Genomic DNA, 23,213 nt, shown 5'->3' with positions numbered 1-23,213 from the left:
TAGATTTTCCTAAGAACAATTGCCCGAAATTGGGGGTCCCTATGAACGAAACAGTTCCCGCGGCGCCGGTAAGCGCTGAGTCGATGGCAAAGCAGGGTTGCGAAAAGCTCGGCTTGGACGCGTTTGATGCGTTGGTTCGCCGCGCCCGCACGTGCCGCCGCTTTGACGAGTCCATGCGCGTGCCGCGCGAGTTTTTGCTCGAGCTGGCGGAACTTGCGCACCTGGCTCCCTGTGGTGCCAATGCTCAGCGTCTGCGTTTTCATGTGGTAAGCGGTGCAGAGGACTGCGCGCGTGTATTTGACGAGCTCGCATGGGCCGGCGCACTTAAGGACTGGCCGGGTCCTGCCGAGGGTGAGCGCCCGACCGGCTACATCGCGATTCTTGCTGAGCGCGCCGTTCCGGGCAAGCCCGCCGCTCCCATTACCGATGTCGACACGGGCATTGCCGCGCAGACGATGATGCTCGCCGCCCGCAGCGCCACGCCCGAGGTGGCAGCCTGCATGTTCAAGGCCTTTACGCCCCACGCGATCGATGCCATGGGGCTCGATAACGACAAATATGAGCTCAAGCTGATCATGGCGTTTGGCGTTCCGGCCGAGACACAGGTGATCGATGCGATCGATTCCAACCCCGACGGCTCCATCAATTATTGGCGCGACGAGGCGCGGGTGCACCACGTACCCAAGCGTCCGCTTGCCGACGTGCTGCTGTAGTTGTGCGTCGTTGCGGCGCAATCCGGCGGCAAAATCACCACAAAGACTCCTGTCCCCTTTGTGGTGGTACGAGGGGAGGGTGTGTGGCAGATCTGTATTTGGTGCGGCATGGGCAGACTGAGCTCAATGTGCAGAGCATTTTGCAGGGCTGGCACGATTCGCCGCTTACGGCGCGCGGGCGCGAGCAGGCGCTGACGGCGCGTACGGCGTTTGCGGCGCGTGGCGTGGCCTTTGATCATGTGTATTCCTCGCCGTTGGGCCGGGCGCGGCATACGGCCGAGCTTATCGTTGGCGAGGGCCGTTCCATTGAGCTGGTCGATGACCTGCGTGAGTGGCATTTTGGCTCGCTGGAGGGCACATCAAATCGCGAGATGCCGCCGCAGCCCTGGGGCGATTATCCGGTGGCCTTTGGCGGCGAGTCGGAAGTGCAGCTTCAGTCGCGCATGGTCGCGGCGCTGTCCCGCATCATGGCCAGGCCGCAACACGACTGCGTGCTGGCGGTTTCCCACGGCTCAGCCTGCCAGGAGTTTCTTGAGTATGTGACTGGCGAGGGAGAGCTACCCGACAACGGTGCCGTGCTTCATTTTGGCTATTGCGACGGGGCGTTTTCGCTCTTGTGTTGGTAACGAACGAAAGGACCCCTATGAATAAAGACCTGTATCTGGTTCGTCATGGGCAGACAATATTCAACCTTAAGCGCATCATTCAGGGTTGGAGTGACTCGCCGCTCACGCAGCTGGGCTGCGATCAGGCGGCGCGCGCCGGTATGTTTTTGCGCGCACGCGGCATTGAGCCCGATCATGCTTACACCTCCACACTTCATCGCACCGAGCAGACTATCGCCAACTTGTGGCCGGGCTTGGCGTACGAGCGCCTGGACGGCCTGCGCGAGTGGTTCTTTGGCGACTTTGAGGCCGAGCGCGTGGTGCTCATGCCCGAGCGCCCGTGGCGCGACTTCTATTGCCAGTTTGGCGGCGAGGGCCAGATGCAAGTGCGCGAGCGCATGGTGGCGACGCTGACCGAGCTTATGCAGCGTCCGGACCATATGTGCGTGCTCGCGGTAAGCCATGGCTCGGCCATCAAGGAGTTCATGGACCACGTGAAGGGTGCGGCGGCTGACGAGCGCGATCGCGTGCCGGGCAACTGCTCGGTGCTGCATTTCGTGTTTAACGACGAGGCCGGCACGTTTGAGCTGATTGAGATTTTTACGCAGGAGGATTACGCGCGCGAGCTGGGGCTTGAACCGCTTGTGGCTACTGCAGGTCCGCAGCGCGGATAACGCGAGCGCGGCGGCACGGGTCGCCGGCATAACTTCTCGACGCAAAAGGGGCGGAGATGCATGTACCTGCTGCATCTCCGCCCCCTGTTTGTTGAGCTGCCGATTTTTGTGCTGGGCGGTCTGGTCTTGCTAGAACCGCGCGACCTGGTGCGTGAGCAGACCTGTCGGAACCTGCGGCGCGCCGCCGCTGACCTGCGCAGCGGGGAAGAGCACGGCAACGGTAAAGTTGAACGGCTCCTTGCCGGTGTACGTTCCGGCGGAACGGGCCTCATCGGCCAGCAGCTGCGACGCCCCGGTCAGCGCGGCAGCGTAGGCGGGGTCGTCGGCCAGTGCCGGCTCCGGTGCTTGGTCGAGCATAGCGCGGATGGCCCCGACGGCGTCCTCGCGCTTGACCTCCCACGCGCGGTGCGTAATGCCCGCGGGGTCGGTGACGGCGTAGAGCGACGCGCCCTCTTTGGCGGCGCCCAGGATGATATCCATGACGGGCGAGGCCTCGTAGGCGAGCGACACGGGGCGCGGCTGCACCTTGAGCTCGGCGATCGCGCGCGCGGCGGCGGCCACGTCAGCGCTGGCATCGCCCTTGCCACCCGCAAGTACACTCGTCGGGCAGATCGCCACGACACCCGTCACACGTCCCGGCTCGCCCGAGCATTCGTACACGTAATACGCCGCACCCGGGTCCTTGAGCATCAGGCCATCGGCAATGGCTCCGCGCAGAGCATCGTTGCCGCTCAGGATGCTGCCCATTGCGGGCAACGCCTCGAGCACGCGGTCCTGAGCCGGGCGGATGCAGGGAAACGGAAGTGCTTTCATGGGCGGTCCTAACGCACGAGTCGGTTTGTTCGCGGCTTATTATGCCCCAACTTGGCCGCTCGCGTCCCAGAGCACGTTATCGGCGAGCGCGATTAGCACCTGCTGACAACGAACGATATCGGCGTGGGGCACATATTCGTTGGGCTTGTGCGCGAGCGCGAGCGACCCGGGACCGTAGCTCATGCAATTGCGGTTGTCTGTCTTGCCGGCAATGACGGCGGTGTCGGTGTAGCCGGTAAAGAAGCCGACGGTCGTGTCCGCGTCCGTCACGTCATCGGCGGCACGCTTGAGCGCTGCTAGAAGGGGAGAGTTCGGGTCGCGCTCGATGGCGGGGCGGTCGCCCGTCACGGTGTAGCTGCCATGGCAACCGGGAACGGCGGCTTCGGCGCCGGCGATGGCCTGCTCTACCATGCGCGTCGCGGCGGCCGTATCGGTCGGCGGGGTCAGTCGCATGTCGACCCAGGCTTTGGCGCGGTCGGGTACGACATAGGGACGGTAGCCACCTTCGATCTGTCCAAACGTGATGGTCGAAGATCCCAGCTCATCGTGTACGGGCAGCGCCACAAACGCGCGACGGAGCGAACACACGACCTCGGCCATGGCGGCGACGGCATCCGCGCCCTTCCACGGCTGGCTCGCATGCGCCGTTACGCCAGTCATTTCAATCTCGAACCACGTACGCCCCTTGTGCGCCACCTGGATCTGTCCGTCGGTGGGCTCGGTGTCCAGCACCCATTCACGCGAGCCGACCCAGCCAGCATCGATCGTGGCCTCTGAGCCGCGCATAAAGTCCTCCTCGTCGACCGAGCAAATGAGTGAGAAGCCACGGCGGGGCAGCTTGCCTTCTGCCGCCACGCGCTCGAGCGTATGGACCAGTGCGGCAATGGCGCAGGCCAGGCCACCCTTCATATCGCAGGCACCGCGGCCATAGAGTTTATCGTTGCGCACGATCGCTCCGAGCGGCGGAATGTCCGCGTCCCAGCCATCGCCCAGTGTAACGGTATCCATATGGCAGATATAGACGAGCCGTGGCTCGTCGCTCAGTCCCGGCACGGTGACCATAAGGTTGCGGCGCCCGGGCAGCACCTCGAGTTCCTCAACCTGCACGGCATCGAGTACCGGATGGCTCAGCTGCGCCAACCGTTCCTCAACCAACGCTTTGATATAGCGTTCAATCTCGCCCTCATACGCACCTGGGTCGGAACTGTCGATCCGCACGAGCCCTTGCGTAAGCCACCAGGCAAAATCTGTATCAACCATAGGCACCTCACAGATAGTTAGGTCAACATACAGATTGTATGCCAAGAAGCGGCTCGGTGCATTTAATGGAGCGCTCACAAAAACGGGGGCGCCTCTCGTGCGAAAGGCACCCCCGCGGGCATTCAATGTCAGTGACGGGCAGGCCACATGGGGAGCTGCCCGTCAGGTCAGTCGGCGCTACTTGATCACGCGCACGCGATACATCGACGGAATCTGCTTGAGCGCCTCGATGGTGCTGCTGTCTAGGTGTTCGTCGGTGTCGAACATGGTGTAGGCGTTCTCGCCGGCGGACTCGTTGGTCATACGCTGCACGTTGGCGTTGTCCTTGGCCAGGATGGCCGTGATCTGGCCGATCATGTTGGGCACGTTGGCATGCAGGCAGGCAATGCGGCTTGCAGCGCGCGCCTTGCCCATGCTGCAGGCGGGGTAGTTGACGCTGTGTGCGATGTTGCCGTTCTCCAGGTAATCCTTGAGCTCGCTGATGGCCATGTCGGCGCAGTTGGCCTCGGCCTCGCCGGTGCCGGCGCCCGAGTGCGTGGTGATAAACGTATTGGGCATCTTGACCGTCTTGGGCGTGGCGAAGTCGCAGCTAAACCAGCTGAGCTTGCCCTCGCGCAGGGCGGCGTCGACGGCGTCCTCGTCAATGATGGTTTCGCGCGCGTAGTTGATGAGCACGGCGTCCGGTGCCAGCAGGTTAATCTGCTCGGTGCTGATCATGCCGATGGTGTCGGCCTTGCTGGGCACGTGCACGGTGAGGTAGTCGCAGCCGCGGCAGAGATCCTCGAGCGTGCCCACGCGCTGCACCTCGCGGCTCAGCACCCACGCGTGCTCGACGGAAATGAACGGGTCGTAGCCGTAAACGTCCATGCCCAGGTCGACGCAGGCGTTGGCGACCTTGGAGCCCACGTTGCCCAGGCCGATGACGCCGATGCGCTTGCCCTTGAGCTCGCGGCCCACAAAGGCCTTCTTGGCCTTCTCGGCATCGACCTGAATCTCGGGGTCGTCGGCGTTGTCGCGCACCCAGTTCATCGATTGCACCACGCCGCGGCTCGAGAGCACCAGCATGCCTAGGACGAGCTCCTTGACGGCGTTGCTGTTGGCACCGGGGGAGTTAAAGACGACGACGCCCTTCTTGGCGTATTCCTCGACGGGGATGTTGTTGACGCCGGCACCGCAGCGGGCGATGGCGCGGATGCCCTCGGGCAGCTCGTAGCCGTGCAGGTCGGTCGAGCGCATCAGGATCGCGTCGGCCTCTTCGGCGGTGCTCACAAATTCGTAGCCCTCGCCAAACTCGACTTTGCCGTCCTTGGTAATGTCATCGATGGTTTTAATCTTGCGCATGGAAAACTCCTTAGCAGGTTTGTCTAAAACAAGTGGTTTGAAGTGGCTGGTCGGCCCGCGTGTTGCGGGCTAGTTAGATCGCGGACTCAAACTATGCTGCGCTTCGAAGCCCTTCATGTACGTGGCCAGCGCCTGTACGTCCTCCATGGTGACTGCGTTGTACACGCTGGCGCGCATGCCGCCGACGAGGCGATGGCCCTTGACGTTTTGGATCTGGTGCTCTGCCGCGCCCGCAACAAAGGCGGCGTCGAGGTCGGCGTCGCCGGTGCGGAACGTGACGTTGGCGATGGAGCGACTGTCTGTCTGCGCGGTGCCGTGGAATAGTTTGCTGTTCTCGAGCAAGTCGTAGAGCAGGTTGGCCTTGGCCCAGTTGCGCTCGGCCATGGCGGCAAGTCCGCCGGTCTGCTCCACCCAACGGAACACCTTGCCGCACACGTAGATGCCAAAGGTGTTGGGCGTGTTGAGCATGGAGCCCTTGGCGGCCTGGGTCTTAAGGTCCAGGTACTGCGGCGTCTGCGCAAAGGCCGGGCCGTCAGCGATCAGGCCGTCGCGCACGATAACCACGGTGACGCCCGCGGCGCCGGCGTTTTTCTGCGCGCCGGCGTAGATGAGTCCGTAGCGCTCGACGTCGAGCGGCTGCGACAAAAAGCAGCTCGAGACATCGGCGACCAGCGGTACGTCGCCGCAAGCGGGCAGCTCGTGGTACATGGTGCCAAAGATGGTGTTGTTCTGGCAGATGTAGACGTAGTCGAGCCCGTCGCCCGCGGCCTCGGCGGCAATGCGCGCGTTGACGTCGGCCATGGTGGGTATGCGGTCGAAATTGGTGTCCTCGGAGCTCGCGAGCAGCACGGCCTCGCCGTACTTGGCGGCCTCCTTGTACGCCTTGTTGGCAAAGTTACCGGTCACGACGTAGCCGGCGCGGCCGCGGCGCATGAGGTTCATGGGGATGCCCGCAAACTGCAGCGTGGCGCCGCCCTGCAAAAACAGGACACGGTAGTTGTCGGGGATGCTCAGCAGACGGCGCAGGGTTGCCTCGGCGTCGTCGATGATCTGCTGGTACATGCTAGATCGATGGCTCATCTCGAGCACGGACATGCCGCAACCGCGGTAGTCCATCATCTCGTCGGCGATCTCGGCGAGCACGCTTGTAGGCAGTGCGGCCGGGCCAGCTGAGAAGTTGTGCACACGTGCCATCTTCTAGTTCCCCCTCGTAGTCGTTTGAACGTTCGGGATACTTTAGCACAGTGCAGCGTCAGGCGCGACCGCATCACAGCAAAACCCGAGTGCGCCGCTATGATTTACAGGATGGTTACATGGGGGAGGGCTTATCTCGAAGCCCGCATCCGATCCGCCTTGGCCTTCGCTTGTTTCCAGGGGCGCACACGACCGTTGGTGAGGTCGTCGTAACCATGAGCGATGGTACGTTGAATGTGATCTTCGCGTTCCTGAATGGTAGTTAGCGCGCGCGTCTGATCAGAAATAGGCTTTACGACAGGCATATGAAACTCCTTACATAGAATCATATGTAGAACTCTATGTTGAGTGTAGCGGAGGGTGGCGTTGGGCGTGTGCGTGCCTGCATTCGTAAGCGCGGTTGTCTGGCAAGTGTGATTTGGGGCGACCTCGTTAAAGTTTCTAAGCTGCGAAAATGACCGTTAACCGGATTATATTTTGTTGCTCAACATTTGACACTCTGGGCGTGGTAACTTTTTTACCAACAGGTATGATTATTGTCATGTGCGCCGCGCCTGCCTGCCGGGTTGCGGCGTACTTGTGACAGCCTTTGACACCCTTGGAGCGTGTACTGTGGATGTAACCACAAAAAGCGTTCGGGGGGGGGGTGCTCACCCGCGAGCAATTCCTCCCGCATGAGATGCGCATCGTCGCTGCCCTTCGTATGCAGGGCGCAAGCGACGAGCAGGTCATTGTACGCGTAAAGAGCGAGAACCTCTTTCAATATCCCACGGAGCGCATGGTCGCCAACCGCGCAACCGTGTGCCTTCGCCGCCTTGACGCCATGGTGCCCACGGACGCCGTATGCGCCGCGCGCGGCATCGACCCCAAAACCGCCGTCGAGGCTGCGTCATCCCTAACCAGGCTCATGGCATCCGGCACTCCCACGCAGACGGACCAGGCCATCTTCTACAGCATGATCTGCCGCTACGATATCGTGCGCGAGCTCGTGCTCGTCGAGGTAGGGGAGCGCCTACAAAACTTCGATTATGCCTTTACGGCGGTTGACCTCAACGCCTTTATGACACGCTTTACCACGGAGTATCCGGACGCGGCCCGCTGGACTGAGGCCACGGTCAAGTGCATTAAGGGCTCGCTCCGCCAGACGCTCCGCCATGCCGGCCTTATCGGCGAGGGCCAGGGCCCGGAGTCCGAGCGCCTGTCACCACTCTTCCTCGATTTCGATGTCGAGCGAGTCTTGGTTCAGCTGGGCGAGCAGTCGCTTATCGCGGCCCTTACCGGCAGGGCGGTGATGTAGCGTGGCTCCCGTCAAAAGCGCCGTCGACCCTGTTATCACCCCGGCGACCGATCTCACCACCAATATCGGCATCCATTCCCGCAAGAGCGTCGTGGCGGCGCATGCCCGCTCCGAGCGCGCCTGTCAGGAATTTGAGCGCCGTGCGCAGCTTCTGCGCGAGTGCCTGTGCAGCGAGGACTTTTTGGCCAACAAGGGCATAGGCAATGAGATCGGCTTCCACACTTTTTGCTATGACCCCGCGCTGGAGTTTGAGGCGCGTGCATTATTTGACACCCTTTCACGCGATGCCGAGGCCGACAAGCTTCCGTGCACGCTCAAGGTCATGAACCTTTACGACGCCGTGCTGGCAATTCTCGAAAAGCGCCGTGTCCTCAAGGCTATCCCGCACCAAGAGGAGCGCCGCGGTACCCAGCGCGTGCTCGAGGACGTGGCCAAGTTCGCCTCGCCTGAGAAAGTCGCCGCGTACATCCTTGAGCAGACCGAACCGCACGCGCCTGGAGACGTCGTTCTCCTTACTGGCGCGGGCGAGGTTTTCCCGTTCTTTCGCATACACACGCTTCTCCACTGCATGCTTGCGGATTTTGATGAGGTGCCTGTGGTCGCCGCCTATCCGGGCAGTTTCAACGGCTCTTCTTTCCAGCTCTTTAACCGTCTGCCGGCCGACAACTACTACCGCGCCATCGATATCTCGTAAGCACGGCTCCCCGCAGGCAAGTCCCTGCCGCCGGTAACAACCCTTTGCCATAACGTTCCCAAACCCAAAGGAGCATCCATGGACAACACGATCATTCGCGACCTCTTTGCTAAAGACATCAACCGCTCCATCAACGGCGTGGTCAAGGTCCAGGATTCAAAAGATGGGTCCATCCGCCAGGAGCTTGACGAGTACGTGGTGACGCGCGAGTTGCAGAGGCATTTTGCCACGTTCTTCAAGGCCTACGGCGATGCCATCGATGTGTCCACCGACAAGATCGGCGTGTGGATCAGTGGTTTCTTCGGTTCTGGTAAATCGCACTTCCTCAAGATGCTGAGCTACCTGCTCGAGAATCGCCAGATCGGCGGCAAGAGCGCCATCCGCTACTTTGACGGCAAGATCGTCGACCCCATGGTCGAGGCTGCCATGGAGCGCGCCTGCTCGGTGTCCACGCAGGCCATCCTCTTTAACATCGATAGCAAGGCGGGCCAGTGGAAGCAGGGTGATACGGCTCCCACGGCGCTGCTTCGCGGCTTTGAGCGCATGTTCTACGAGGCGCGCGGCTTCTACGGCGAGGACCTCAAGCTTGCAAAGCTCGAGGAATACATCGATTCCCTGGGCAAGACCCAGGAGTTCCGCGAGGCCTTTGAGCGCGTCAACGGCGAGTCCTGGCTCCAGACCCGCGATACCTACAGCTACTTTGAGGACGACGTCGTCGAGGTGCTGCAGAGCGTGCTCGGCATGAGCGAAAAGGCCGCATGGAACTGGCTCGAGGGTTCTGAGGACGAGGTTTTGGCCCCTGATGTCTTTGCCAAAAAGGTCAAGGACTACGTGGACGCTCAGGCAGCGGCCCACGGCGGCAACTTCCGTTTGCTCTTTATGGTCGACGAGGTGGGTCAGTTTATTACAAACGACCAGGACCCAAGCCTTATGCTGAGCCTTCAGACCATCGTCGAGGAGTTGGGTGCCGCCTGCGGTGGCCGCGTGTGGGTGATGGTCACGAGCCAGGAGGCCATCGACAACCTGAGCCTGCCCGTGGGCAACGACTTTTCAAAGATCCAAGGCCGTTTCAATACCCGACTTTCGCTCTCCAGCTCCAGCGTGGACGAGGTCATCCAGCGCCGTGTGCTCGAGAAGACCGCGCCGGTGGCCGATATGCTTGCACAGGTCTACGAGCAAGACGCCGCCGTGCTTAAAAACAACTTTACCTTTGAGGGTGGCTCGCGCTCCGACCTTGCCGGCTACGCCAACTCCAAGGATTTTGTGGCCAGCTACCCGTTTGTGGGCTACCAGTTTAAGCTCCTGCCCGACGTGATGACCGAGGTGCGCAAGCACGGTGTCAAGGCCAAGCACATGTCAACGGGCGAGCGCTCCATGCTGAGCGCGTTCCAGGAGAGCGCTCAGGCCATCCAGCATGACCAGACCGGTGCGCTCGTGCCGTTCTGGCGCTTCTTCGATACTATCTCCAAAGACCTTGAGCACGGCATCATCCAGGTGGTCGACCGCGCGGTCCGTGCGGCCGAGGACGCAGAGGGCCTTGAACCCTACGACGTTCAGGTGCTCAAGCTCCTGTACCTGATTCGTTACATCGGCTACGTTAAGGCCACGGCCGAGAACATCTCCATCTTCATGATCGACGGCCTCGACGTGGACATGCGCGCCCTCAAGGACCGCGTCAAGGAGTCCCTTGCCCGCCTGGAGCGCGAGAACTACGTGGCACGCCAGGGCGATACCTATAGCTTCCTCACCGACGAGGAGCAGGAGATAGCGCAGGAGATCGCACGCACCCCGATCGATAACGCGCAGGTGATCGAGTCTATCAAAAAGCGCCTGTTCGACAGCATCTACACCGCGCGCAAACTCAACCGCGGGGCCAACGACTTTCCGTTTGACCGCTATGTGGACGGCTCAATCCACGGTACCAGCATGGGCGGCATGGAGCTTTACGTGGCGACTATGGCGAGCGACCTGGGCCGTGCGGACGATACCGAGCTGGCCTTGGCTTCTTCGGGCAAAGCCATCGTGGCCTTGAGCGACGAGGCGGATTATTGGGAGACGCTCGTCAACGCCGCCAAGATCCGCAAGTACGCCAAGACGCGAAATCTCCAGGAGCTTCAGCCGAGTACGCGCCAGATCGTCGAGTCCAAGATGCGCGAGGCGGCTTATAACGAGAAGGAGGCCGATACCCTTTTGAGCGAGGCCGTGCTCCATGCACGTTGCGCGGTCAACGGCCGCATGGTTGAGGTCCGCGCGGCCAAACCCGCCCAGGTTTTTGAGCAGGTGCTGGCGCAGCTGTGCGATGTGGTCTTTGAAAAGGCCGACTATATCGGCGCGCCGGTCACGAGCGATTCCGATATCCGCTCCACTCTGGCGGGCAACGTTCAAGCTGGGCTCGCTGGCATGGACGCGGGCAACATGCGTGCGCTCAAGGAGGTCGAGGACTACCTCAAAGTTCAGCACCAGCGCCACCTGGATACCGCTATGGGCGATATCCAGCGCCAGTACCAGCAAAGACCCTTTGGCTGGCGCGAGGTCGATATCGCAAATGTGGTGGCGCAGCTTGTGGTGGAGCAGCGCGCGCAGGTGCTGTTTGGCGGTCAAACGGTTCAAGCCAACGATAGCCGCATGGTGGCACTCCTGCGCAAGGATGCCGATAAAGCCCAGGTGCGCTTGCGTATGCGCATGAGTGACCGTTTGCTGTGCGATACGGGCGAGCTTATGCGTGACCTGTTTGAGCTTGGCACCGTGCCCTCCAACGAGGATAAGCTCGTGGCCGAGCTTAAAGCGCGCCTTGAGGACTTGCGCGAGGCGTGCCTCGCCATGGCACGCGACTACTACACGGGCATCAAACCAGCCTACCCGTATCCCGGTGAGGACGAGTGCGAGAAGATGCGCTCGGAGGTCGCCGACATCCTTAAGGACCAGAGCGAGTCCGAGGCATTCTTGACCACCTTCACCAAGCACGAGGACCGCCTGCTCGATGCCAAGGAAGACTTTGACAGGGTGGTTGAGTTCTTCGAGTCCAACCAACGAACGGCGTTTGATCACGCCAAGGATTTCTTGAGTCGCACCGAGGGTATTGAGTATGTCTCCGATGACATTCCCAACGCGGTGGAGAACGTGGCAAAGGTGCGCGAGATCCTCAAAGATCCCAAGCCCTATGGCCGCATTAAAGACCTGCAGCCGCTTATGGATCCCGTTGAGGACGACATAAAAAAGCTGCTGGGCATCCGCCGCAATGAGTTTTTGTGCCGCATCGAGAGCGATCTGCAAGACCTGCAGGCACAGGCTGAGAGTCAAAAGGGCTTTGTCAATCAAGCCAAGGATGCCATAGCAGAAGCCGCCGCCAAATACGAGTCGTTCAAAAACCGTGCCCACAGTGCTCAAAGCCTCAACGAGCTGAGTGTTGCCGCGACTAACTGGGGCAACTGGATCGTTGCTGCAACCAACAAGATATACGACGCCGTGGATGCGGCCCGCATGCGCATGGACAACGAGCGCCGCACCACTGAGGTCACGAGTACGGGTGAGGTGGTCAAGAAGGTCTCCAACAAGGGCGCCGCATCGTCTGCTCCCGTGCCCGCGCCCAAGCCCCAGCGCAAGATCAAGACCGTGCGCCGCGCCGATCTGGCCAAGCCGAGTCGTCTCTTGTCCGCAGAGGACGTGGAGCGCTATGTGGATGACTTGCGCTCCCGCCTTATGCAGGCACTCGCTGCAAACGACGAGATCCGTATCAACTAACCCGCGGGGCAACCGGCGCCAAAACGTGCGCCGGTTGCTTATGGCGTTTAGAAAGGCTCATCAACCATGAACGATTCTGCTCTTAAGAGCTTCTGCACCTGGGCCCGCACGGAGCTCATCAAAGGCGTTGAGGCGCAGATGGTGCGCTACGGCATCACCGAACCTGCACCTGCGCCCGCTGGGTCCGAGACCGTCAACAGCCTGCCCCTAAGTCCGGCTGAGATTGAGCAACGCGACGAACTGCTGCGCATGCAGGCAGAGGTGGGTCACGAGGCGCTGCGCGACCGTGCGGCCTACACCTGGTTCAACCGCATCGTGGCCATTCGCTTCATGGATGCATACGGATGGCTTCCCAGCCGTATGCGCATGCTAAGTCGTGCGGACGGCAGCCATGGCAGCGAGGCCGTGGAGAACGCACTGGACGTGGAAATAACGACGGCCGATACCGATCGCATAGCCGAGCTCAAGATGGCGGGCTTGGATGAACCGTTGTGGCGCTACCTGTTTGTTGCTCAGTGCGAGGAGCTTGCCGATTGCCTGCCGGGCGTCTTTGAACGCGTGGGCGGAGCCATGGAGCTGCTGTTGCCCCAGGGCCTCATGATGGCTGACAGCGTGGTGGGCAAACTCAATGCCGTCCTCACTGACGAGGACTGGCGCGAGGGCGTGACCGTTCTGGGCTGGATGTATCAGTACTACAATGCCGACGTTAAAGACGAGTTCTTCAAGTCCAAGCGCAAGGCAGCGGCGGCGGACATCGCGCCCGCCACGCAGCTCTTCACCCCCGAGTGGATTGTGCGCTATATGGTCGAGAACTCGCTCGGCCGTCTGTGGATGCTCAACAATCCGGGGAGTTCGCTACGCGAGCGCATGGAGTATTACATCGAGCCCGATGCTGAGCACGAGGACTTCATTCGCATTTCGAGTCCCGAGGAGATAACCCTCTGCGACCCCGCATGCGGCTCGGGCCATATCTTGGTCTATGCGTTTGAGCTGCTCTTCCATATGTACGAGGAGCGCGGCTATCGTGAGCGCGAGATTCCCGAGCTCATTCTTACTAAAAACCTTGCAGGTATGGAAATCGATTCCCGCGCGGCACAGATCGCGGAGCTGGCGCTTGCCATGTGCGCCCGCGAGCACGACCGTCGCTTCTTTGGGCGGGGCGTTCGCGCCGACGTTACCGTGCTCTCGAGCATCCCGCTAGGGGAGGACGAGCTGCCGGGTAACAAGAAGCTCGCCGAGGAGCTGAGTCATTTGGGCGAGATCGGTTCGCTGCTCAATCCCTCAGAGGACGAGATCGACGAGCTCAAGGCTGCCGCCGCGAGTTGTTCCGATGACCTTTTTGCTTCTGCGACCAAAACTAAGCTCGAAAGCGCCGTCGCCATTTGCGAGAAACTGTCCCGTCGTTTTATCTGCGTCGTGGCGAATCCTCCGTATATGGGCAGCAGCAGCTTTAATCCATTCATGAGCAAGTGGATCAAGAAGAACTACCCCGACGTGAAGAGCGACCTCTGCACGTGCTTTATCGAGCGCGGTTTTAACCTTGTCGAGGATAAGGGCTACGCCGCAATGGTTACCATGCAGAGTTGGATGTTCCTGGGCAGCTTTGAGAAGATGCGCGCCAAGGTTATCGACAACAAGACAATCGTTTCCATGGCCCATCTGGGACCTCGCGCGTTTGATGCTATCGGCGGCGAGGTCGTCAACGTTACAGCTGACGTGATCTACAACCAGCATTCGGACGCCGAGGGCGCCTATGTGCGCCTTGTTGATATCAACGGCTCTGAGGCCAAGAGGCTCAAACTGGTCGAGGCCATCCAAAACCCCGATTGCGGCTGGTTCTACCGCTGCGACGCCGGCACCTTCAAGCAAATCCCCGGCACCCCCATAGCCTACTGGGCCAGTGACGCTCTTCTGGATGCGTTTGGAAACGCAAAACAGCTCAGTGAGTATGGCAAGCCGCGCCAAGGGCTTGCTACTGGCGAGAACGCTCGTTTCGTTCGCGAGTGGTGGGAAGTCGATGATTGCAAGAGCGTCTATTCCTGTGGATCTATTCAAGAGTCGATTGAAAACGCTTGCAAATGGTTCCCCTACAACAAGGGAGGCGATTTTCGTAAATGGTACGGTAATAATGAATGCGTTATCAATTGGGAGAGCAATGGCCACCTAGTTCGAGAGTTCGCGGGTTCGGTGATTCGAAATCCCGACTGTTTTTTTATGCCTTCGATTACATGGTCAAAAATCTCGAGCGGGTCTATTGCGTTTCGTTTTAAGCCTGCTGGGCATATCTTTGATGTGGCGGGCACGAGCGTTTTTAGCGACGAGGAGTCACTCAAGTATCTCCAGGGAGCTTGTAACAGCTCCGTGATTATGCGTGTCGCAAGCATGCTCTCGCCGACGCTTAATTTCGAGGTAGGCCAAATCGCAACCTACCCGATCATTCAGAACAAGGAACAGGAGCCGTTGGTCAACGACATGGTCGACTCGTGCCGCGAACTATCAAAAACCGATTGGGATTCGTTTGAAACCTCTTGGGATTTCAAACATAACCCTTTGGTGTAGGTGCTGGTTATGGACAAAGCCTGTATATCTTCATTTCATATGTCTCTGCATGAATCTAGCTATTGGACTCCGGATGAGATTTCTTCTATTTGGGATTTCTTTGTGACTAAATCTGTAGCTAACTCTGCCTCTCAAAGAAGAACCGCCTCTGATTATGGATTGAAACAATTGCCATTCGATACTCTTCTTGAGTATGAAGGGGTGCCTTCCGGGAAGCGTGAATTACTTATGGCTGATAATCTTGGAGATGTGATTGAGGAATATGGATTTAAAACAACTGTAAATCAAAAGTCGGCTGATGGAGTTAAACAAGAGATTGAAGCTCCGATTGATATCGTTAGTCCGAGGGTCCTCTGTATTCAACCTTATACAATCTCTGGTCGCAAGGGTCCCGAACCTAAAGACTCAGGTAAAGGAATGACTTTACTAACTCATATCCGCAATTCACTTGCACATGGGTGTACGTATTACTTCCCTAATGGAATGATGCTTCTCGAGGATAAAGCTGGTGGTTCAAGTGGAAAAACGACTGCCATGATGCTTCTGCCTCAAAAGGCGTTTACCGACTGGATAAAGGCGATTGATATTGACGCTCGTTTTTATTTTAAGGACGCTGGCAGAGGCGAATTTGAAAAGCTCATTCATAGAAAGAGCAACAAACACTAGGGAATTAATAAACGACGCGCTTTAATCCGTAAAGAATTTAAATCTGTTAATTGTTTAGCTGGCTAGTGCAAATTTTAAATTTGCATAGCCGCACTTTTCAACAAAGAAAGGGCGGTCTGTCATGGCCACTTTACTTCAAGATAAATACGAGGCTCGCAAGGCCGAGGTCAATGCTCGCTTTGAGCAGCTTCGCGCTAACGAGGAAGAGCTCAACCGAATCTTTGCCAAGATCTACAACATGGAGGGGGAGGTGCCCATCGAGGTCGAGGATAAGTACGTTTCGGTGGCGCGCATCTTTGATACCGCCGATGAGATCCCCGAGAGCTATAAGGGCAACAAATACGTGCGCACTAAGCGCGATGAGATCACCTCGCTCCTAAGCTATGCCGTGGGCTGCATGTTTGGCCGCTATTCGCTGGATGTGGATGGCCTGGTCCTGGCCGATCAGGGCACCACGGTCGACGACTATCTGGCCAAGATGCCCGATCCCGCCCATGTGACCTTTATGCCCGATGCCGACAACGTGCTGCCCATCACCGACGACGAGTACTTTGACGACGACATCGTGCGTTACTTTATCGACTTTGTGCGCACCGTGTACGGCGAGGAGACACTCGAACGGAACCTGGCCTTTATTGCCGAGGCGCTCGGCGGCAAGGGCACCTCGCGCGAGGTGATTCGCACCTGCTTTTTGAAGGACTTCTATAAGGACCACTGCCAGACCTATAAGAAGCGCCCCATCTACTGGCTGTTCGACAGCGGCAAGAAGAACGGCTTCAAGTGCCTTGTTTACATGCATCGCTACCAGCCTGACCTGTTGGCTCGCATCCGCACCGACTATGTGCATGAGCAGCAGGAGCGCTACCGTGCCCAGATCGGGTATGCCAACGATGCCCTTGTCAGTGCCGAGCGCGGCGAGCGCGTGCGCTTGGATAAGCGCATCAAAAAGCTCAACGACCAGCTCAAAGAGACCATTGCCTACGAGGAGAAACTGCACCACTTGGCAGACCAGATGATTAAGATCGATCTGGATGACGGTGTCAAGGTCAACTACGCCAAGTTTCAGGATGTGCTGGCGAAGATTAAGTAACTGCAGATACGGTAAGGATATTCATGCCCAAGATCGATGTAGAAGAACAGCTCAAGCTGCGATTTTTGCAGCCGTTGTCCTCATGCGCGCCGCGCCGTGTTGTGGTTTGGCACGATGCGGACGGCGAGTTTGCTCCTGAGTTTGAGCGATTGGCTGCCGAGGGTTTCGACGGCGTGGGGGCCGATGCCGGCGTAATGTCTGCTCACGGTGACTTTGAGCGCCCGGTGCGCTTTGTTGAGGCCTGCGAGGGCCGTATGTTTGCCGTCAAGAAGCTCATCAACCGCGATGACCTTGCGAGCGATATCTTGCTGTATCGCCGTTGCCCGCGCGGCAGGCTTGAGGGTGATTGGCTTGCCGATGTTGAGCTGTATGCCGATCAGTTCCAGGCTGACTATCTTTCGCTTTTGGCCGATCAGCTGGGCATCGAGAATATCGACGCCGTGCGCGAGAGCCTGCGCGAGCACAAGACGTTCTTTGATGCCAAGACCCGCTGCGCTAAGTTTGCCGCGTGTGTTCCGCATGCCTCGGGCGCATCCGATATCGAACTCGGCATCCTTACGGTGATTTTTGGCGGTAAAGAGCCTGGTGACGCGCGCCCCGCGTTTGTGCTGCGTGGCTGTATGACCATGTTGCTGCACGAGGGTCCCGAGGCGCTGGCTGAGTTGGCGGACAAGTACTGCGTGCGCGATGCCCTCTCTGCCTTCATTGTGCGTTGCTATGGGTTTGATGGGCCGCTTTACGAGCGTGACTCATTGCTTATGCTTGCATCCCATGTGCTCCTTACGGCGGCATCAACCGCGCTTCCCGAGGGAGCGCTCAAGGGGCTCGAAAGCTATGTGGCTCCCGCCTACGGCCCCTATTGCCTTGAGGCGGTGCGCACGTGGGACCAGGCCGCCGATACCCAGGCATCGAGCGAGGACCTATTTGAGATCTGTCGTTTGGTGGAGGATGCCCGTGGGCTCTTTGCGCGGTTCGAGACTCTGCCAATCGATGCGCTGGCCTCGCTTGACGTGTTCCCGTGCGTCAACGAGGCCGTGCTCTCGCAGCTGTTCAGTTCGTTTGCCCAGGGCGCGGACCGCGTTGAGGACGCACGTGCCTTTGTGGCGCGCCGTTGCGACCTGAGCTGGTACCGTCGTGTCGAGAGCTATTTTGACCTGCTTGCCGCTGTGGCCGATATGTGTGCGTTTAGGCAGGCGCACGCGGGCGGGTTCCATCTGGCGCAACCCCAGCAGGTGTGGGATGCCTACACGTCCGATTGGTATGCCATGGACGCTGCTTATCGCCATATGTGCACCGCGTATCTGCGGGCGCGCTCCGTCGAGTGTGATGCGCTCGAGGAGCCTGCCCGCTCTGTGGCGGACTGGGCGGAGAATCTCTACAGCAACTGGTTCTTGGCCGACGCCAATGCCTGTTGGGCGGCCGCTGCGCAGGGGGAGTGGGCCGATTGCGGCTACATCGAAGGTCCCTCACGGCAGGATGAGTTCTACTGGCATATGCTGCCCACCTTTGTGGGCTCTGCCAAAACGACGGTCGTTATTGTGAGCGACGCGCTGCGCTATGAGGTGGCTCGTGACGTTGCGGCGTTGCTCGAGCGCGAGCGCGGCGGCAACGTCAAGGTCTCTAGCATGCAGGCGGTCTTTCCCTCCATTACCGAGGTGGGTATGCCCGCGCTGCTGCCGCACCAAGCGCTTGAGCTTGCAGCAGATGGCCCATTTGTGTTGGCTGACGGCATGCCCACTGCGACGACTCCGCAGCGCGAGGCCGTGCTCGCCCACGTTGAGCCCACGGCCCGCGCTTTACGCTCGAGCGCATACCTCAACATGGCGGGAACCGAGCGCAAGGTACTGCTCAAGGACTCAAGACTCGTCTACCTCTACCACAACAAGATCGATGCCACGGGCGAGAAGGCCGCTACGCAGGATGACGTCTTCGATGCCTGCGCGGACACTGTGGAGGAACTTGCCACGTTGGCGCGCCGTGTGTGCACCGACGCCCCGGGCGCACGTGTTGTTATAACGGCGGACCACGGCTTTATCTACACGCGTCGGGAGCTCAACGAGTGCCAGATGCTCGGCAAGCCAGACCTTCCCGTCCTTGATGCTCCCGTCATGCACGGCAAACGTCATCTGGTGGTGCCCAACGAGGCCGTACTCAAACTTTCGGATGAGGCGTGTGGGGTGTTTGTTAATGTTGACATGGGACGTTTGGGAGCCGGATTTGAGGGGTTTGCCCCGCGCGAGAACGTGCACTTCAAGCGTCCCGGCGGCACTAACAACTACGTCCACGGCGGCATGAGCCTGCAGGAGCTCTGCGTGCCCGTTATCGGATTTTGGCGTGCACGCTCGGGTTCCAAGGACTTTGTCGACACGCGCGCAGCGACACTGCGCGTACTAAGTGAGGGACGCCGAGTGACCAACTCGCTTTTCTCGGTCAACTTAATCCAGGAAGAACCTGTCCAAGGCAAGGTCTTGCCGTGCGAGTACGAGCTGGTGTTTACCGATGCAAGCGGCAACGAGGTGAGCGATACGGTCAAGGCGCATGCCAACAAGACTTCTGTTAACTCGCAGGAGCGCGTGGTGCATGCCAAGTTTGCGTTGCATGCGGCGGATGGATTCTCGGCCAAGGGCCCGTACTATCTGGTCTGCCGCGAGCGCGAGACGGGCAAGATCGTTTGGCGCGAGACGTATACCATCGCTGTTTCGTTTGCCCCTGTTGCTGACTTTGGTTTTTAGGAGTGTGCCCTATGTTTGATAGCAATGACGACAATCTGTGGGAAGTTCCCTCGATTGATGTGGATGTGCCGGTGGAGGGTGTGGTGCCTGCGGAGGCCGCGCCTGCTGCGGAGGCCCCGGCGACTGAGGCTGTTGCGCCTGCCCCGGAGCCGGTTGCTGCCGCGCCCGTTGAGGCTGCGGCGACCACCAAGGACGAATCCTCGACCGATGGCTATGACCAGGCCGCGGCCGAGGCCCCCGAGGACGACGGCTACGATATGGATGGCCTTGACGGCAAGCTGCTTGAGCACTTTGCTGGCAAGATCGTGCGTAAGGACCTGACGGCCCTTATGAAGCGTGGCGCCAACGTGCCAACCTTTGTGCTGGAGTACCTGCTGGGCATGTACTGCTCAACCGATGACGAGGAAGCCGTGGCGGAGGGCCTTGACCGCATTCGCAGGATTCTTACCGATAACTACGTGCGCCCCGACGAGTCCGAGCGCATTAAGTCCAAGATCCGCGAGCTGGGTCGTTTTACCATCATCGACAAGGTGACGGCCAAGCTCGACGAGTACAAAGATATCTACGTGGCGTCGTTTGCCAACCTGACCATCGAGCCGTTTGTGATGCCGGCCGAGTACGTGCGCGACTATTCCAAGATTCTGCAGGGCGGCATTTGGTGCATTATGAGCATCGAGTATCGTCATCCCGTGGATGAGGAAGACGAGTTTGGCATGGAGGTCTTTGGCGACGATGCGCCGCGCCGCTCCAAGGCCAAGCGCAAAAAGCGCGGACCCGAGGACTCTCCGTTTAGCGTGGCGTCGCTCACGCCCATTCAGATGCCCAATCTGGACCTGGATGCCATGATCGACGAGCGCCAGTACTTTACGCGCGACGAGTGGCTCAATATGCTGCTGCGCTCGGCTGGCTACGAACCCAGCGAGCTTTCCGAGAAAGAGCGCCTCCACTTTATCGAGCGCATGGTGCCGCTTATCGAGCGCAACTACAACCTGTGCGAATTGGGTCCCCGCGGCACCGGCAAGAGCCATATCTACAAAGAGGTCTCGCCTTACGCCATCTTGCTTTCGGGCGGTCAGACCACCACGGCCAACCTGTTCGGCCGTATGAACTCCATGCGCGCCGATCGCGTGGGCCTGGTGGGCCACTGGGATTGCGTGACGTTCGACGAGGTCGCCGGCATGCGGTTTAAGGACACCAACGCCGTGCAGATCATGAAGGACTACATGGCGAGCGGCAGTTACGCACGCGGCCGCGACCAGATTAACGCCGACGCCTCCATGGTCTTTGAGGGCAACATCAACGACACCGTGCAAAATGTCCTTAAGACCACGCACCTGTTTGATCCGTTCCCGCCGGAGTTTAACAACGATTCGGCCTTCTTCGACCGTATCCATTACTACCTGCCGGGCTGGGAGATTCCCAAGATGCGCTCGAGCCTGCTGACCGGGCATTATGGCCTGATTACCGACTGCCTGTCGGAGTTTTGCAAGGAGATGCGCCGCAAAGACTTTACGCACCATATCGACCGGTATTTCCGCTTTAACAGTGACTTTAACAAGCGTGACGAGATCGCCGTGCGCAAGACCTTTAGCGGCCTTGCCAAGCTGCTGTTCCCCGACGAGGCCATGGACAAGGACGACGTGCGCTGGCTGTTGGATTACGCCATCGAGGGCCGTCGCCGCGTAAAGGAGCAGCTCAAGATTATGGCGGGCGTCGAGTTTATCGACGTCAACCTGGGCTATATGGATGCCGACAACCCGCAGGACGTGCACGTGGTGCGCGTGCCCGAGCAGAGCGAGGACACGCTGATTCCCGACGGGCCGCTGCTGTCCGGCCACGTGTTTGGCGTGGGCAGGTCGCAGGGCGGCGAGGTTGCCGTGTACAAGCTTGAGAACAAGGCCGTTGCCGGCGAGTGCAAGTTTAAGCACGAGGGCGTGGCCTTTAACAAGCCGGTGCGCGATACGCTGGAGGCCGCGTTCGACAACTTTGTGAATCTGGCGAACCGCGTGGCGCCGGGCATGCACATTGGCTCCAAGGATTACCTGCTGTTCTACAACGACCTGCAGAGCAAGGGGCTGTCCGAGGAGGTTTCGCTCGCCGAGTTTGTGGGACTTTGCTCCGCGGCGTGCAACCGCCCGGTGATGCCCGCGCTGGCGATTCCGGGAATCTTGCGCATGTCGGGCTCTATGGACGAGATCCGCGGGCTCGAGGACATTATGCGCGTGGCCAAAAACGCCGGCGCCAAGCGCGTGATTTTGCCGCTGAGCGCCATCGCGGGCCTGCAGAGTGTTTCGTCCGAGATTATCTCGGGGCTGAGCCCGGTGTTCTACATGGATGGCGATCCCGTCGACGCCGCGAAGAAGGCGCTGGATCTGTAGGGGTGCGGGCGAGCGGGGCGTTCGGTGTTCGGGCGCCCTGCGAGCATGTTGGCGTGTTCGAGTAGGGAGGCCTGCCATGGCGGACGAGCGTTCTGTTGGTGAGCTGCTCGACGAGCTGTTTGGCTTTGAATCGGTAACCAAGCGTCAGACGGCGCTTGAGCAGTACGATCGCGGGGAGTTGGTGCCCAAGGCACGCTCCCGCGAGCTACTGGGTGTGCTTAGGGGCGTCGAGACCGCCGAGCGCGCTGCACGCGAGTCTGCCGTGCGGGCTGTTGATACGTACGTGCGCCGTGTTGAGGGTGCGGCCCTTGCGCGCGCTCGCAAACAGGCGGGCGTTGTGGGTCCGCTGAAGATGGAGCGTCGCTATGCTGCCTTCTTGCGCATGGAGGACAAGGCCGAATTGCTGACGCGCCTGGAGCAGACGCTTTCGTTTATCGAGGTAAAGCTGCGGGCCAATACTGCGGACAGGGTTTGTGCCGCGTACGATGCCGCGGGGGCTTTAGTGCTGCAGGGCGTGGCGCGCCTGAGTGACGTGCGCGTTGTGGATGCCGTGCCCCTGGATGCCGATCTGCTGTGTACGCAGCTGGAGCAGCTGCGTTGTGCCGCCGATGCGACGGACCTTGCGGGCATGATCACAGCGACGTTTGAATCTGAGCTGAGTGCGACGGGGTCGCAGGGCGCTGACGGGTTTACGGGCGATTTTGCTGGCGATGTAGCTGGTGATGTGGCGTTGGAGCGTGAACTTACCAACGTGCGCGGCGCTGCGCAGCGAGCGCGCTTGGCGGCGCAGGCGTATCGGGCCGAGCGTGCCGCCCGCGTTGCGGGGAGCACGGTGGAGCCGGTATCGTTGCCCGAGTCTGTGTGCGTTGCGTGCGAGACGGCGTGCGATGCCGGGGAGCTTTCCGAGTTGCTCGCTCAGGTTAAGAAGTCGTTTGAGACCTACCGTCGTGTTGTTATCGACGGTGGGTTGTTCTGTGCGTTTGGCACGGGCTCGCCGCATGGGATCTGTAGTGGCTTGAGCTATTTTGACTACGATTCTCGGCTTGACGAAGATGTGTTGGTGGGTGAGTACGACGGCGCTACCAGGCATGATGTTCGGCGCGAGGTTCCGATTCCCGAGCTTGTGGATGAGGCTTCGGCCGAGGGCGGCGACTCGCTCGAGGTTACCGTGGCGCGCATGCGTGAGTTTAATGGGCGTCGCTACGATGGTGTGCTGGATGAGGACCCCGCGCGTCATGTGAATGCGTTTTGGTATGGACTCAAAAAGCTCAGCCAGTATTGCGAGACCGCCGTTCGTGTGGACGAGCGCGCTTGGGACTGCTTTATCGATAAGGTTCAGTATGCCTACGATGAGCCCGTGGGGCGCCTGGCCACGCAGATGGACGACAAGCAAGTGGCGGCTTTTGTTGCTGCCGTGGAAGTGCTTGGCGCTGACGAGTAAGGGCCTGGTTTGGCG

Annotated in this window: 17 protein-coding genes; 12 read left to right on the top strand and 5 right to left on the bottom strand. The window is 59.8% G+C overall.

Going from position 1 to position 23,213, the window contains the following annotated elements; genetic code table 11:
* Positions 1–41: 41 nt before the first annotated feature.
* From GXM19_RS04285 to GXM19_RS04275, 3 genes are all read left to right on the top strand, one after another.
* On the top strand, positions 42–713 hold the full coding sequence (locus tag GXM19_RS04285; RefSeq protein ID WP_006235441.1) for a nitroreductase family protein: 672 nt from the start codon (positions 42–44) through the stop codon (positions 711–713).
* A gap of 83 nt (positions 714–796) precedes the next feature.
* A complete protein-coding gene (locus GXM19_RS04280) occupies positions 797–1,339 on the top strand; it encodes a histidine phosphatase family protein (protein ID WP_040359466.1) in 543 nt (180 codons plus the stop codon).
* A 17-nt stretch (positions 1,340–1,356) separates the two neighbouring features.
* Entirely contained in the window at positions 1,357–1,992 is a 636-nt protein-coding gene (locus GXM19_RS04275) for a histidine phosphatase family protein (RefSeq protein WP_006235443.1), read from the top strand.
* Positions 1,993–2,121: 129 nt separating this feature from the next.
* Here the strand turns inward: GXM19_RS04275 and GXM19_RS04270 are convergent, their stop codons facing one another.
* The 5 genes from GXM19_RS04270 to GXM19_RS04250 form a co-directional block, all read right to left on the bottom strand.
* A complete protein-coding gene (locus GXM19_RS04270) occupies positions 2,122–2,805 on the bottom strand; it encodes a DUF1015 family protein (protein WP_006235444.1) in 684 nt (227 codons plus the stop codon).
* A 39-nt stretch (positions 2,806–2,844) separates the two neighbouring features.
* A complete protein-coding gene (locus tag GXM19_RS04265; protein WP_006235445.1) occupies positions 2,845–4,065 on the bottom strand; it encodes a M20 family metallopeptidase in 1,221 nt (406 codons plus the stop codon).
* Positions 4,066–4,242: 177 nt separating this feature from the next.
* Positions 4,243–5,406, bottom strand: coding sequence for a phosphoglycerate dehydrogenase (locus GXM19_RS04260; RefSeq protein ID WP_006235446.1), 1,164 nt, complete (start codon positions 5,404–5,406; stop codon positions 4,243–4,245).
* 69 nt (positions 5,407–5,475) lie between these two features.
* Entirely contained in the window at positions 5,476–6,600 is a 1,125-nt protein-coding gene (gene serC, locus GXM19_RS04255) for a 3-phosphoserine/phosphohydroxythreonine transaminase (protein WP_006235447.1), read from the bottom strand.
* A 131-nt stretch (positions 6,601–6,731) separates the two neighbouring features.
* Complete coding sequence (locus GXM19_RS04250; RefSeq protein ID WP_155813826.1) at positions 6,732–6,905, bottom strand: hypothetical protein; 174 nt, start codon at positions 6,903–6,905, stop codon at positions 6,732–6,734.
* Between the two features lie 341 nt (positions 6,906–7,246).
* On the opposite strand from GXM19_RS04250, the gene GXM19_RS04245 reads away from it, so the two are divergent.
* The 9 genes from GXM19_RS04245 (at position 7,247) to GXM19_RS04205 (ending at position 23,198) form a co-directional block, all read left to right on the top strand.
* Positions 7,247–7,897 (top strand): BrxA family protein, encoded by a 651-nt coding sequence (locus GXM19_RS04245; RefSeq protein WP_040359370.1) that lies wholly within the window; start codon positions 7,247–7,249, stop codon positions 7,895–7,897.
* 1 nt (position 7,898) lies between these two features.
* Positions 7,899–8,591 (top strand): DUF1788 domain-containing protein, encoded by a 693-nt coding sequence (locus tag GXM19_RS04240; RefSeq protein ID WP_050766143.1) that lies wholly within the window; start codon positions 7,899–7,901, stop codon positions 8,589–8,591.
* A gap of 78 nt (positions 8,592–8,669) precedes the next feature.
* Positions 8,670–12,332: a BREX system P-loop protein BrxC gene (gene brxC, locus GXM19_RS04235; RefSeq protein ID WP_006235452.1), complete on the top strand. Its 3,663-nt coding sequence runs from the start codon at positions 8,670–8,672 to the stop codon at positions 12,330–12,332.
* 66 nt (positions 12,333–12,398) lie between these two features.
* Positions 12,399–14,891 (top strand): BREX-1 system adenine-specific DNA-methyltransferase PglX, encoded by a 2,493-nt coding sequence (gene pglX / locus GXM19_RS04230; protein ID WP_006235453.1) that lies wholly within the window; start codon positions 12,399–12,401, stop codon positions 14,889–14,891.
* Positions 14,892–14,900: 9 nt separating this feature from the next.
* Positions 14,901–15,557: a hypothetical protein gene (locus GXM19_RS04225; RefSeq protein WP_147293052.1), complete on the top strand. Its 657-nt coding sequence runs from the start codon at positions 14,901–14,903 to the stop codon at positions 15,555–15,557.
* A gap of 121 nt (positions 15,558–15,678) precedes the next feature.
* Complete coding sequence (locus tag GXM19_RS04220) at positions 15,679–16,647, top strand: BREX-1 system adenine-specific DNA-methyltransferase PglX (protein ID WP_006235455.1); 969 nt, start codon at positions 15,679–15,681, stop codon at positions 16,645–16,647.
* Positions 16,648–16,670: 23 nt separating this feature from the next.
* Positions 16,671–19,379, top strand: coding sequence for a BREX-1 system phosphatase PglZ type A (gene pglZ / locus GXM19_RS04215; protein WP_006235456.1), 2,709 nt, complete (start codon positions 16,671–16,673; stop codon positions 19,377–19,379).
* 11 nt (positions 19,380–19,390) lie between these two features.
* Positions 19,391–21,757 (top strand): protease Lon-related BREX system protein BrxL, encoded by a 2,367-nt coding sequence (gene brxL, locus GXM19_RS04210; RefSeq protein WP_006235457.1) that lies wholly within the window; start codon positions 19,391–19,393, stop codon positions 21,755–21,757.
* A gap of 76 nt (positions 21,758–21,833) precedes the next feature.
* Complete coding sequence (locus GXM19_RS04205) at positions 21,834–23,198, top strand: hypothetical protein (RefSeq protein ID WP_006235458.1); 1,365 nt, start codon at positions 21,834–21,836, stop codon at positions 23,196–23,198.
* Positions 23,199–23,213 lie beyond the last annotated feature (15 nt).

Origin of the sequence: Collinsella aerofaciens ATCC 25986 (assembly GCF_010509075.1) — a bacterium.
GTDB lineage: Bacteria > Actinomycetota > Coriobacteriia > Coriobacteriales > Coriobacteriaceae > Collinsella > Collinsella aerofaciens.
Note: the sequence above shows the minus strand (reverse complement) of the source record. Positions and strands in the feature narration are given on the sequence as shown.